The organism is Carboxylicivirga mesophila, assembly GCF_018271975.1.
Taxonomy (GTDB): Bacteria; Bacteroidota; Bacteroidia; order Bacteroidales; family Marinilabiliaceae; genus Carboxylicivirga; species Carboxylicivirga mesophila.
Genome location: NZ_JAGUCN010000017.1, coordinates 71811 through 85255, shown reverse-complemented (window position 1 = coordinate 85255; position 13445 = coordinate 71811). Strand labels below are relative to the sequence as shown.

Sequence of the window (13445 nt, the reverse complement as noted above, 5' to 3'; positions counted from 1 at the left end):
GATTCCTGCATGTTGATTAAAGTTAGTACTGATGCATGCCTTAATCAATTATGAAGAGTAGTAGTTTTGACAGTATATAAATAATTAATTCAGTGCATTAGATATAAACGATAATCAAAAACGCCACATATATGAATATTACCCCTATACATATTAGCGATGTGAAAAGAATACTATTGGTGCTTAAGATGCTATTTGTTAAGAAACTATTTGTGCTGGTCGTATTGGTGTTGTCTGCCATAACGTCAGAGGCTTCCTATACCGGGCGTGTGCTTTTGGATATTAGTGAGGATGCACACATCGATAAAATGCACACAGGTCTTGAGGGCGTTTGCGTATCGGATGGCTTACATGTAGTTAAATCCGATGCAGATGGTTACTATACTTTACCAGGTGCTAAAATATCCAGATTTATTTATATCACTGTGCCATCGGGCTACAAGGTTGTGGGAACACATTATATCCTGGTAGCAGAGGAGAAAAGGACCTATGATTTTACCTTACAACCTTATAAGAGAACTCTGCATAACGCCAGGTTTATTCAATTGGCAGATACTGAAACAGGGAAATATAGCGAATGGATAACGGACGTAAAGGCGTATGCTGCCAATTACGATGTGGGTTTCATTGTGCATACCGGTGATGTTTGTTACGAAGATGGGTTAAACTTTCATGCTGAAAACGTTAACTCGGATAGCATGGGAGTGCCTGTTTATTATTGTGTTGGCAATCATGACCTTGTAAAAGGCGATTATGGTGAGCAATTATTCGAAAATCTGTTTGGGCCCCCTTATTATTCCTTCGATGCTGGCAATACTCATTTTATTGTTACGCCTATGGCAGGCGGAGATGCGAAGCCTTCATATACTGCACATCAGATATTTGAGTGGATGAAAAATGATTTGGCGCAGGCGGCTCCTGATAAAAACCTGGTGGTATTTAATCACGACCTGCTTACCTTTGGAAATGAGTTCATCTTAAAAGGTAAAAATAAGCAAAGAATAAATTTAAGCGAGCATCACCTGAAAGCCTGGATATATGGGCACTGGCATATAAACTTTATGAAAAAACATGGAGAGGCCGGGCCGGTGAGCGTTTGTGCATCTACGCCCGATAAAGGCGGAATTGATCACTCTCCATCAAATTTTCTGGTTTACGATATTAATCATGTTGGAGATATAAATGTAACACCGAGGTATACCTTTGTTAATCAGCAATTTTCGGTTGTCATGTCAAATGCATTATTAGCTTCTGAAGGTTTATCTCGTAATGTATCTGTAAATTCCTATTGTTCAAAAGCTCACGTGCGTTCGGTTGAAGGCGTAATTACGGATAGCCAGGGTAATCGTTCAACAATTAGCTTTCAGCAAAATACCGACTGGAATTGGAGCGCTGTTGTCTCGGATAGCATTCGTTTAGGTAAGGAGCACTCATTGTATGTGGCAGCTACTTTTGATGATACTACATGTATTGGAACAGATGTGGTAACTGCTCACACTAATCAGGGATTATCCATTAAATGGTTATCCAACCTACAGTCCAATACCTGGATGGCCAGGCCATTAATGGTGGATAATAAAGTGTATGTTACTACCATCGATGACTTTGGGATGGAAAAGAGTGGTGTTCATGCCTTGGATGCGAACTCTGGAAAGAAATTGTGGAGTTTTAAAAGCCACGGTTCTGTTAAAAACAGTATTTGTTATTCAAAGGGTATGATACTTTGCACCGACCATTTTGGAACAGCTTATGCATTGGATGCATCTGATGGTCAGTTGGTATGGGAAAAACAGTTAGGTCAAAGAGGGTTAGGTGCCTTTGTGTCAGGCAGTGTAGTTAAGGATGGTATATACTATACGGGTTTTGGCAACTACCTGAAAGCCATAGATGTGGAATCAGGAGACATAATCTGGGAGAACAATGCATGGTCTGGTGGAGAAGGAAATACGGCAACAATGTCGGTAGTTAAGGATGTGCTTGTTACAGGTTCCAACTGGAAAGGTTTATTTGTGCACCATGCTGCAGCTGGAGAAGTCTTATGGCAAATGAGCGAATTAGGCTTTCGATTTAGAAGCAGTTCTGCCACCTGCCAGAATGATACACTTTTTGTCGCATCTGAAAAAGGTATTGGTTTATTTAACTTATATACCGGAAACCTATACCAATACATTGAAACGCCGTATGATTTACAGGTGGCCACAAAACCAATAATCTATAAAGGACTCATAATAGTTGGTACATCAAAGGATGGATTAGTGGCATTCGATATGAAGAACGGTCAGGAGGTTTGGAAAGTTAAGTGCAGCGAGGCATTGTTTTATACAGCACCGTATTCTTCACTATCAAGTGCTACAGTCGAGTCGGCTCCGGAACTTATTAACGAGGAAATTTACTTTGGAGCTTCAGACGGCTATTTATACCGGATTCAGCCCCATAATGGAACGGTTATTCAAAAGATAAATATAGGAGCGCCGATTCTTTCGCCGGTTGCACCTTGCAATAAGGGTTTTATATTATCTGATTTTGGCGGCAGCGTGTATCGGTTTCATATTAATTGAATTAAAAAGTGTTGGCGTGTGATGTGTTTTTTATTATAAATTCACTTGGTTTTAGCCTGGTAAATCGCTTAAAAACGGTTGCAAAGTAGGACGAGGATGTAAAGCCAAGTGAGTAGGCCGTTTCATTGACCGGGGCAGAATCAGCCAATAATATTTGCTTTGCTTTTTCAATTTTCTGGCGTAGCACGAATTCTTTCGGTGGAATACCTGTTTCCTCTTTAAACCGGTGTTTAAATCGCGACACAGAAAGGTGTATCATTGAAGCAAGTGTTTCAAGGTCAAAATCATCTTCGATATGGCTCTTAATATGATTGCATATGAACTCAATTTCTCCTGACATTTGCTTAATGCCGTCATCTTCACCCGAATGAATGACATTGATTAAAAAGGTAAGTATGTAACTGTTTATTTCCACCAGTCTTAATGGATCATTAATTTTATTATAGGCTTGAAAGATATTGGTTAATATATTCTTAATGCCAGGAATGGCTTTAAAATGCCTTGATTTTAAACTAAGTAAGCGGTTGATTAATATTTGAGAATTCTTGGGCGATAAATTGAGTAATCTGTCATTTTTACCAGGCTTATTGATGAGCATCCAGTATAAACTGCCTTTTTCTTCAGGGTAACTGCTGGTCCCATGGGGCTCGTCAGGGTAGGTAACTAATAGATCACCACCTTTAAGCAGATAGTTTTGATGATTGATCATATAGTTTTGGGAGCCTTTTTCAAAAAAGCATATTTCTATGATGCCAGGATGTGAGTGTGTTTCTAAATTTTCTTTTGCACTCTTGTAGTTATAATGGCCTAAAACTAAAACGTTCTTAAAACCAAGTTCACGAAAATTTATAATTTTCCTGTCGTTGGTTGATTTTATATCAAGTGTTACCATGTTTGATTTTGTGCTATGGTATTTTATAGAATAACATTTAATCAAAGTAACTATAAATTTACCGTAATCAAATTCAAAAAATTATAAAAAATGGAAGCACAAACTGATTTGAGATTGCTGGAGACGTTTAACTCGCTGGCAAATAAATTTGAGAAGGAACAGAAAGAACCTTTGCAAAAGGCCGCATCGGCCATGGCAGATGCCATTGAAAATGATCGCCTGATTTATATTTATGGAGGTGGAGGACACACGGCATTAGTGATGCAGGAATTATTTTGGAGAGCTGGAGGACTGGCCAATATTTGTCCAATGATTGATTTCGCGATTCATCCGGTAACACCAGCTTATATGTATCTAAATCACGAAAGAATGCATGGCATTGGTGATGGAACGGTTGATTATTATGGCGTAAAAGAAAATGATTTAGTTATTGTATTTCATAGTTATGGATTCAATCCGCCAACAATAGATTGTGCCATGGAGGCAAAAAGAAGAGGTGCTACAGTTATTGGTGTTTCCTCCAAAGATTGGGATAATAACATACCAAAGGACTTTCCAATCCGACATAAAAGCGGAAATCACCTTTCTGATGTGGTTGATATTTACATCGAAAACTATGTGCCTTTTGGCGATACTGTTATTCAAGTAGAAGGCTTTGAGCAACCTATAACAGGGATTTCTAGTACTATTGATTTTTATATTGCTCATCGATTAGAGATGGAGTGTGTTAAAACCTGCGTGGCACGAGGGATTGAACCGCCTGTTTGGTCGAGTGCCAATATTCCTGGTGGCGATGAAAAGAATAAAGCCATGCGTGAGCGTTACAACTCAAGAGTGAAATTTCTTTAATTCTAAAGCAATGGTAACAGAAACCGGAGTAAGCTATTACGGCATTTCCTATCCCGAACATGCCAGAAAGGATTTTCAGGAGATGAAGGCGCATAACTGTACAGCTGTCCTTCTTGCATTGACTGAGTTCGATTTGTTTTTTTGGAAGCCAACAATTCCTTTAATTGTTGATGAGGCTAAGAAAATTGGATTAAAAGTTTATTTAAACACATGGGGAATTGGTAAGTTTTTTGGTGGTGAACCACCATCTGTGTTTTTACAGGAATGTCATGTGCATGATCGACAATGGTCTGCTTTAACCGGGGAGCCCTTAGCAGCAGCTTCGCCCAGTTCACCTGCATTTCGTGAATATTTTTGGAATATTTTAGCAGATTTGGCCAGAACATGTGATGCCGATGGTTTCTTTTGGGATGAGCCTCACTATGTTATGCCTGTGTATCCTGTTAGTTATCAGAGTACAACTGATTTTTCGTGCAGAAATCCCATTACTCAGCGTATTTTCAAGGACAAATATGGGTATGAGATGCCAAAAACGTTAACCAAAACTGTTTTGAAGTTTAGATTTGATCAGGCAAATGAAATTCTGACAGAGGGTAGTCGAATCGTCAAATCCATTAACCCGGCACTTAAGGTGACTCAGTGCTCTCTGCCGGCAGATAATCATTTTTACAGCACACATGCCAGAGGTTTTGACGATTGGGAAAGGATAGCGTTTAATCCGGCCTACGATGTGTTTTCAACATCAATTCTTGTCGATGGAAACGATCCTTTAATTGCGCACAGGAATATTGCCCAAAAGACGGTGTCCTTAGCCAAGCAAAACAATAAGCCTTCGCAACGATGGATACAATCCTTCTTTCGTTCACCCGAAAATTTGAATACAATAAAAGATATTGTGAAAATTTATGCAGAAGAAGGAGTCGACTCTATCTTTTCGTGGACATATAGAGCCGGTCAGGGTACCCTGCTATCGGCGCCAGAACCAAGTAAGGTGTGGGATATCCTGGGTGAGGCTTATGGTGAAGTACTAAATAGTTAAGTGGTTTCTACTGATTAGAGAACGATGTTAATCCAGGCTGTTGATAACCTTTATGGGGTAAGCATAAGTCCTGGTTTAACTATTTAGCGACATTTGTAAATTATGCAGTAACATGCACGACTAATTTTGATATGAAGGGAAAACTTATTCTTTATACTTTAGTTGCAGCCATAGGAGGGTTACTATATGGCTTCGATACAGCAGTCATTAATGGTGCATTGCCATTTTTTAAAGCTCATTTTCAACTTAATGACATCATGACTGGCTGGGCTGTCAGCTCAGCTCTGGTTGGTTGTATAATTGGTGCCATCGGAGTTGGTAAACCCGGCGACAGGTATGGAAGGCGGCAGATGCTTAAGCTTTCAGCTTTTCTGTTTCTTATCTCTGCCTTGGGAACCGGATTGGCCCCCGAAATAACCAGTTTTATCGTTTTTCGTTTTATAGGTGGTTTGGCAGTTGGTGCTGCATCCGTCCTTTCACCCATGTATATTTCAGAAATTGCCCCGCCAACTCATCGGGGGCGGCTGATTGTCACATTTCAGCTGGCATTGGTGATTGGTATTCTTCTGGCATTCTTTGTTGATTATTTGCTGATAGATTGTGGTCAAAATAACTGGCGGTATATGTTTATGTCTGAGGCTATCCCATCTTTGATTTTTATGATACTGCTATTCAGGGTGGGTAAAAGTCCGCGCTGGCTGGTTCAGAAAGGGAACTATGAGCAGGCGCAACTTGTCATTCAGCAAGTGAACCCTTTGGATGAATCAGAAAATATTATTAGGGAAATCAGAGAGACAATTGCTGAGGAGAAGAAACAACAACAAGAGAAACTGTTTAAAAAACCCAACCTGAAGTTTACTTTAATAGGTATTTGTATTGGGTTGTATAGTCAGCTAACCGGGGTAGCAATTGTATTTTACTATGCAACAGATATATTCAGAGCTGCCGGGTTTTCTACAGATTCGGCCATTGGCCAAACCGTGATACTGGGTCTTACTAATTTAACTTTTACCTTACTGGCGATGAAGTTTATCGACCGTATCGGCAGAAAGACTTTACTTTATTATGGCACTTTAGGAATGGCTATTGCTTTAGGTGTTTTTTCATGGGCCTTTTACATGGGGCAAACCAGTAGTTGGATTTTAATCATTGTACTAATTGTTTACGTCGCGTTCTTTGCATCATCAATGGGAGCTGTTGTATTTGTGTTATTGGCCGAAGTCTTTCCAAATAATATACGCTCAAGAGGTGTTGCTGTTGGATCGTTCTCTAATTGGATGGTTAGCGGGGTTATTACTTTTCTGTTTCCTGTTGTGACAGGCATGTTTGATCAGGGAAAAGGTGTGGCGTATAGTTTTGCCTTTTTCTCAGTGATGACATTTAGCGGATTTTTCTTTTTTAAGAAATATTTGTTTGAAACTACCAATAAATCGCTCGAGGAAATAGAGCGTGAAAATAAATGAAAGCAGGTTATTGACGTGTAACTTAAAACAGTACGATATGACAAAATGGGATAGACGTAATATGATTAAGGCTTTGGGAATGGCCGCGGCATTACCGTTAATGCCAACAAATGCCAAAGCTGGCAATGACATGTCTTTGCAACTCCCTGATACGCAAAAATCAGATAAACTTAAAAAACCTATATCTGCCATCATTATTGGAGCTGGAAGCCGGGGGTGGTTAGCATATGGACAGTATGCTGCTTCACATCAAGATGAAATAAAAATTGTTGGTGTGGCAGAACCAATACCTTATCGTCGCGAAAGGGTGGCAAAGACTTTTAATATTCCAAAAGACAGGCAATTTACAACCTGGGAGCATGTTTTTGAGCAAGCCAAATTTGCGGATGCTTTAATTATTGCAACGCCTGATCATTTGCATTATGGACCGGCCATGGCTGGATTGAATCAAGGCTATGATATGCTTTTGGAGAAGGCTATTGCTCAAACTTGGGAAGAATGTAATGACATACTGGAATTGGCAGTTGAAAAGAATGCTATTGTAGCCATCTGCCATGTTTTAAGATATACGCCTTACTTCAGAAAGATGAAACAAATTATCGATTCTGGCGAAATAGGAGATGTTGTAAGTGTGCAGCACCTTGAGCCCGTCGCACGGATTCATATGTCGCATTCTTTTGTCCGGGGTAATTGGGGAAACTCTCAAAAATCAACACCAATGATTCTCTCCAAGTCCTGCCATGATACGGATATACTACGTTGGTTAATTGGTAAGTCTTGTAAAAGAGTGTCATCATTCGGTTCGTTATCTCTTTTCAAGGAAAGAAATGCGCCCAAAGGATCAACATCACGGTGTACCGATGGTTGTGCTGTTGAACGCAATTGTCCGTTTTCAGCAATTAAAATATATAAAGAATGGCGAAATTGGGGGCAGCATTTTAATTTTGACTTACGAAGTGCGAGTGACGAGACTATATTAAATGAACTTCGAACAGGACCATACGGTCGATGTGTTTATCGATGTGATAATAATGTAGTTGATCATCAGGTAAGTAATTTTGAATTTGAAGATGATGTGACACTTTCATTTTCAATGGAAGCACATACGCATTATGGACATCGAAGAACACGCATATTTGGCACTATGGGTGATGTATATGGTGATATGAATGAACTCGTCCATTATAACGCTATTACAAGAAAAAAACGGACATGGGATGCATCTAAGTTAAGTGTTGATGAGAATGCGGCCTTTCATGGTCATGGCGGTGGTGATTATTGGTTGATGTATGATTTTGTCAGGGCAGTGGCTTATCAAGATCCTAAACGATTAACCTCTACTATTCAGGCATCGATGGAAAGTCATTTAATGGGATTTATGGCTGAAGAATCACGCTTGAAAAATGGACAGGTGATGGACGTAAATCTAAAGGTACGTTAGAGTATTTGCAGGTGCTTTTCATCTGGTTGAATGATAATGACTTTATTAGTTAATGTTAAAAAGATATAATAAAACTTGGGCAAATCATTGATTAAAAACATATATTTGAACTGTACTTGTACTTACGAATTGAAAGTTTAATCATGGGACACCCCTCAAAAACACTTATAAGCCAAGGTGATGAATTAGAATTCGCTCATTTTATGAGCAAATACAGTTCAGGTTTATATAGTTTTGCAAGAGGCTTCCTGCGAAGTAAGGAGACAGCAGAAGAAGTTGTTAGTGACGTATTTTTAAAGTTGTGGAAGAACAGGAATAAAATTTCCGATATAGAGGATATTAAGAGCTATTTGTTTATTTCAGTCAGAAATAGTTGTCTTACAGCAATAAAGCGTAACAGATTAAACGAAGTGAGTTTGGATGAGCTTTCCTCCTATAACATTGAAAGAATTGAAGTGCCAGAAGAAGAGGGTTTCAACACAGAATTGATAGATAGTCTCAATGAGGCCATTGAGAGTTTGCCACCTAAATGTAAATTGGTGTTCTCAATGGCTAAACTTCAAGGTTTTAAACGTAAAGAGATTGCTGAAATACTTGATATTTCCCAAAAAACTGTAGAGTATCATTTAAAGACTGCGGTTACAAAATTAATCGATCAAGTAGGTAATAATAAGAGACATTCAGCAAAAGAAGGGGTGCGGTTGCTGACCTTACTTTTTAATTTTTTTTAGTTTTTATTAAAGTATCCTAGGCTTTTTCCCAATTCATAGAGTCTTTAATAATGAAGACTAATAATTGATGAAACAGGAAGAAGAAATTTTGCAACTTATAAGTCAGGAATTACTCAACGAAAATACTGTTGAAGAAAGCTTGCGGTTGAAGGCGTTGATGTCAGACTCAAAGCAGAAGCGTCAGTATGATGTTGTAAAGCGTTTCTGGAGCAAGGGACATGTCAGGCATGATTCGGTGGCAGTGAACCGTATATACAATAGGGTGGTGTCAGGAATGCGCGATGAACGCATTATTTGGAAAAAAAGACAAAACCTATTTTTGAAAATTGCGGCGTCCGTACTCTTATTATTGTCAGGCTCGTTGTTGTATCTGTTGCAAAAAGATACTCAGCAGGTAAGCATGGAACGTTACTCAACAGCTTTTGGTGAAACAAAGGAAATAATATTGCCTGATAGCAGCAGAGTAGTACTTAATGCGGCATCCACCATATTATACCCAGGGAAATTTTCGAAAGACAGCCGGGATGTAGTGTTGGTTGGAGAAGCGTCCTTTGATATTAGTAAAGACAGAAATAAGCCCTTTAGAGTTGAAACTTCACACTTGCAGGTTGAGGTACTCGGGACCGAGTTTATATTGTCGGCCTACCAGGAGGATGAAACAATAACGACTTATCTTAAAGAAGGTAGTGTTCGGTTAAATGGGGAGTTTGCTGATTATCAAAGCTTGGAGATGAGGCCGAGTCAAAAAGCAATTTTGCGCAAAGAAGATATGCATATGGAGGTTATTAATAGTCTTAAGCAAAGCAAATCGTGGGAGGATGGTTATATGGTTTTTGAGCAAACATCTCTAAAGGAAATTGCTGCCAGATTAGAACGACGATTCGGTGTTGAGATTATAATAGAGGACGAGGCATTAAACAATTATAAATATTCCGGGAGTTTCAGAAATGAGAATTTGTTCGAAATTCTTGGGTTTTTGTCGATTACAAAGCCATTTAAATTTGTTTTAAAAAATAATACAATCGTAATGAGTAAAGAATAAGAAATGAGGGGAAATGCTACCAACATTTTTCACCCCCTCACCCTTAAGTTTAATTAAAACAGTTCAAATGTATGAAAAAAAAGACTAAAATGAGAACGCTGCTATATGCCAGTGGTTTTCAAAAAACATGGACAATTATGCGGATAACAATTTGGTTATTATTTGCCATGCTGTTGCCCTTGCAAGCCAATACAAGTGCACAGAGTCAGAAGGTTAGCCTAAAGGCAAATGGCGTAACACTCAAGCAGGTTTTAAAGGAAATCGAATCGCAAACGGATGTGAATTTTATTTACAACCATGATGTGGTTGATGAAAATGAGTCTGTTTCGGTACAGGTTAACAATACCGATGTAGAAGATGTGTTGAAGCAAATTTTATCAGAACAACATCTGGACTTTAAAATTATCGATGATAAGATTTTATTATTTGCGCAGACGCATACTAAAAATGTTAATTCAGCTCAGCAAAGTGAAATCACCGTAAGAGGTACTGTAACTGATCCTAATGGCGATCCAATACCTGGTGTTAATGTGTTTGAGGCAGCTAACCCTACAAATGGTGTTATCACAGGTATCGATGGTTCATACACTATAGAATTAAGTTCGGGCGAGTCGGTTATCACATTTTCTTTTATTGGTTATGATACCCAAACTGTACAAGTTGCTAACCGCAGCAGTATTGATGTGGTTTTGGTTGAAGAGGCAACAGGGCTCGATGAGGTGATTGTAGTAGGTTATGGTACGCAAAAAAAGGTTAATGTGACTGCTGCCGTAACACAAATAAATTCTAAAGAATTAGGTAATATTACAACTACTAGTATCGGTTCTGCACTGCAAGGACAATTACCCGGATTGTATGTGCGCGATGCAGGTTATAACCAAGGATTAAGTTATCAGGTAAGAGGTGCAACTACAATAGGGAATAATACTCCACTCTTTATTGTAGATGGTATTCCTCAAAACTCTGATAATATTGATCCAAATGATATTGAAAGTATTTCTGTATTAAAAGACGGTGCAGCATCTTCAATATATGGAGCACGTGCGGCGGCTGGTGTCGTATTGATTACTACCAAATCAGGGAAAAGTAAAGATGGAAAAGCTGTTTTTAATTACGAGACCTATACTAGTTGGGGGAAGTTAACTTCAACTCAAGAGTCTATGAATTCCGTTAATTCGGCAAAAGTAATGAATCAGGCTTCATTAAATTCAGGGGGAACCGAGATGTTTACTCCAGACGAAATTCAATTGTTTGAAAATGGAACAGACCACTATTATGCAAATACTAATTGGAAAGATGAGGTGCTTAAAACGGAACGCTCAAATCGTCATTATTTAAGTGTGTCAGGTAACAATGACAAAACTTCTTATTTGTTTTCATTAGGCTATAAGAATGATGATGGTATTATGAATGGTATTGAGAGAAATAAGTATACTCTGCGTTCAAATCTTTCAACGCAAGTAACTAAGAGTTTAAATATTTCGGCCAATTTAAATTATACGATAATTGACAATACATCTCCAAGTGTTAATAATGGGATTGATAACATTTATCAGCATATGAATTCAACAGCACCCTTTCTGCCTGTTTACCAATCTGAAGAAGATGGCGGAGGATTTGCCTATCTGAATCAGGCTGGGGCTTATCCTAGAGGATTCTGGAATGCCGTGTGGGAATTACAGGCGGGTTCTTCAAACTATCAAGGGAGCGAATTTACTGCTAATACAGCTATTAAATGGGATATTATTGATGGCTTAAGCTTTACCGGTAGGTATTCAGGTGTATTTGGGAATTCTAACAACACTTCATACATATATAGTAGATCGTATAGTCAAGGACCTGCCTGGTTCTCCGATGTGAATTCACTTTCAAAAGAATATGTGACAAGTAGACAATTGAATTTTCAAAACTTCTTAAATTATGATAAGAGCTTTGGTGCTCACTCAATCAGTGCTCTTGCTGGATGGGATGTGCAGTTTTACAAGAGGTCCTTTTTAAGAGGTGGTAGACGCGCTTTTCAGTTTGATGAATTATTAACTGAATTAGATGCCCCTAACTCTGGTGATAATGATGATATTACAGCTCTTTCGAGTAATGTTGGTGAAAGTGCTTTGCAATCAGGTGTTGGTAGGATTAGCTATAATTATGCCTCGAAGTATTTTATTGAAATTAGTGGCAGATATGATGGTTCCTCTACATTTGCTCCTGAAACGCGATATGGTTTTTTTCCAGCTGTTTCAGGTAAGTGGGCTCTATCGGAAGAAAACTTCTTTAATAGTGAGTTTTTCGATTATCTAAGAATTAGGGCCTCATACGGAACAAGCGGTAATAATTCGGTTAATGGCAGTTATTTTTCTGCTATTGCATTTAATACTTACTATTTTGGAATGGGCGATATTGTTGCTCCAACAGCTTCTGAAGGTAGCATTCCGTTTAGGGATCTGAAATGGGAAACTACTAGTACATCAAACTTAGGATTGGAATTTTCGTTAAAAAAAGGATTATTAAGTGGTGAAATTGATGTGTATAAGAAAGTAACTGATGATATTCTTTTAGCAAGTCCTGTTCAAGGTGTTGTTGGAACTAACCGAAGTGGACCTGCAATTAATGCAGGAAGTGTACAGAATACAGGTGTGGAGATGATTCTTTCACATCAAGGACATGTAAATGACTTTAATTACCGCGTTTCATTAAACGGAACGTACAATAAAAATGAAATCCTTGAGTTAACGGATGCATTTAGTGAGTGGGGAGATACACGAGTTGGCGATCCTTTAGGGTCTGTATATGGTTATGTAAGTGAGGGTATAATTTCAACAGATGCAGAAGCACAGGAGTATAAGTCATCCGTTACTTCGGGCATACATCCGAATACCTCTGCTGGAGATATTAAGTACAAGGATATTAATAATGATGGTATATTAGACTTTAATGACAAGGTAAAAATAGGTGAGACTTTACCTAAAATCACATGGGGTCTAAGGTTGCAAGCTGATTGGAAGAATATTGATTTTTTAGCATTTTTTCAAGGTATTGCTGGTGCAGATCAGTATAAGGCAAATGATTTATTTGGAAATAACGCCTGGATCCCTGAAGAGGCAAATGATGCATGGAGCGAAAATAATACTAATGGTTCTTATCCAAGACCACTTCTTTTTGCCCAGCAAACCTATTTTCAGAACTTTTATACAAATTCAGATTATTGGGTATTTAACGCCAGTTATTTAAGGTTGAAAAACATACAGATAGGTTATACATTACCAATTCCTGATAACAATATATTGAGTAGTGTAAGAATCTATGCTACAGGAACTAATTTATTAACAATATCCAATTTCCGACCAGGGCATGATCCTGAAACGGGGGGCTTAGGCATTCCACCGCTTAAAACATATGTAATTGGATTAAATGTTAAATTCTAATATTAGTA

8 protein-coding genes and 1 pseudogene are annotated in these 13445 nt (G+C 38.4%); 8 read left to right on the top strand and 1 reads right to left on the bottom strand.

The window, feature by feature from the left end; all coding sequences use genetic code 11:
- Nucleotides 1-131 precede the first annotated feature (131 nt).
- Complete coding sequence (locus KEM09_RS14765) at nt 132-2558, top strand: outer membrane protein assembly factor BamB family protein (protein WP_212229454.1); 2427 nt, start codon at nt 132-134, stop codon at nt 2556-2558.
- Nucleotide 2559: 1 nt separating this feature from the next.
- Here KEM09_RS14765 and KEM09_RS14760 read toward each other — a convergent pair whose 3' ends face one another.
- A complete protein-coding gene (locus tag KEM09_RS14760; protein WP_212229453.1) occupies nt 2560-3450 on the bottom strand; it encodes an AraC family transcriptional regulator in 891 nt (296 codons plus the stop codon).
- Nucleotides 3451-3540: 90 nt separating this feature from the next.
- Here KEM09_RS14760 and KEM09_RS14755 point away from each other — a divergent pair, with 90 nt between their 5' ends.
- The 7 genes and pseudogenes from KEM09_RS14755 to KEM09_RS14725 all read left to right on the top strand — a co-directional run bounded on the left by KEM09_RS14755 (nt 3541) and on the right by KEM09_RS14725 (nt 13437).
- Nucleotides 3541-4299, top strand: a complete 759-nt coding sequence (locus tag KEM09_RS14755; RefSeq protein ID WP_212229452.1) for a sugar isomerase domain-containing protein — start codon at nt 3541-3543, stop codon at nt 4297-4299.
- 10 nt (nt 4300-4309) lie between these two features.
- Nucleotides 4310-5338 carry a hypothetical protein gene (locus tag KEM09_RS14750; RefSeq protein ID WP_212229451.1) on the top strand — a complete coding sequence of 343 codons (1029 nt, stop codon included), beginning with the start codon at nt 4310-4312 and terminating at the stop codon, nt 5336-5338.
- A gap of 119 nt (nt 5339-5457) precedes the next feature.
- Nucleotides 5458-6801, top strand: a pseudogene (locus KEM09_RS14745) (sugar porter family MFS transporter); the annotation flags it as partial.
- Between the two features lie 37 nt (nt 6802-6838).
- Entirely contained in the window at nt 6839-8242 is a 1404-nt protein-coding gene (locus tag KEM09_RS14740) for a Gfo/Idh/MocA family protein (protein ID WP_212229449.1), read from the top strand.
- A gap of 143 nt (nt 8243-8385) precedes the next feature.
- A complete protein-coding gene (locus KEM09_RS14735) occupies nt 8386-8973 on the top strand; it encodes an RNA polymerase sigma factor (RefSeq protein WP_212229448.1) in 588 nt (195 codons plus the stop codon).
- A 67-nt stretch (nt 8974-9040) separates the two neighbouring features.
- Nucleotides 9041-10015, top strand: coding sequence for a FecR family protein (locus KEM09_RS14730; RefSeq protein WP_212229446.1), 975 nt, complete (start codon nt 9041-9043; stop codon nt 10013-10015).
- 278 nt (nt 10016-10293) lie between these two features.
- Nucleotides 10294-13437, top strand: a complete 3144-nt coding sequence (locus KEM09_RS14725) for a TonB-dependent receptor (protein WP_212229444.1) — start codon at nt 10294-10296, stop codon at nt 13435-13437.
- Nucleotides 13438-13445 lie beyond the last annotated feature (8 nt).

Excerpts from the sequence above, each read along its gene's own strand:
- KEM09_RS14765 (WP_212229454.1), top strand. The coding sequence starts at position 132 with ATGAATATTACCCCTATACATATTAGCGATGTGAAAAGAATACTATTG.
- KEM09_RS14760 (WP_212229453.1), bottom strand. The coding sequence starts at position 3,450 with ATGGTAACACTTGATATAAAATCAACCAACGACAGGAAAATTATAAAT.
- KEM09_RS14755 (WP_212229452.1), top strand. The coding sequence starts at position 3,541 with ATGGAAGCACAAACTGATTTGAGATTGCTGGAGACGTTTAACTCGCTG.
- KEM09_RS14750 (WP_212229451.1), top strand. The coding sequence starts at position 4,310 with ATGGTAACAGAAACCGGAGTAAGCTATTACGGCATTTCCTATCCCGAA.
- KEM09_RS14740 (WP_212229449.1), top strand. The coding sequence starts at position 6,839 with ATGACAAAATGGGATAGACGTAATATGATTAAGGCTTTGGGAATGGCC.
- KEM09_RS14735 (WP_212229448.1), top strand. The coding sequence starts at position 8,386 with ATGGGACACCCCTCAAAAACACTTATAAGCCAAGGTGATGAATTAGAA.
- KEM09_RS14730 (WP_212229446.1), top strand. The coding sequence starts at position 9,041 with ATGAAACAGGAAGAAGAAATTTTGCAACTTATAAGTCAGGAATTACTC.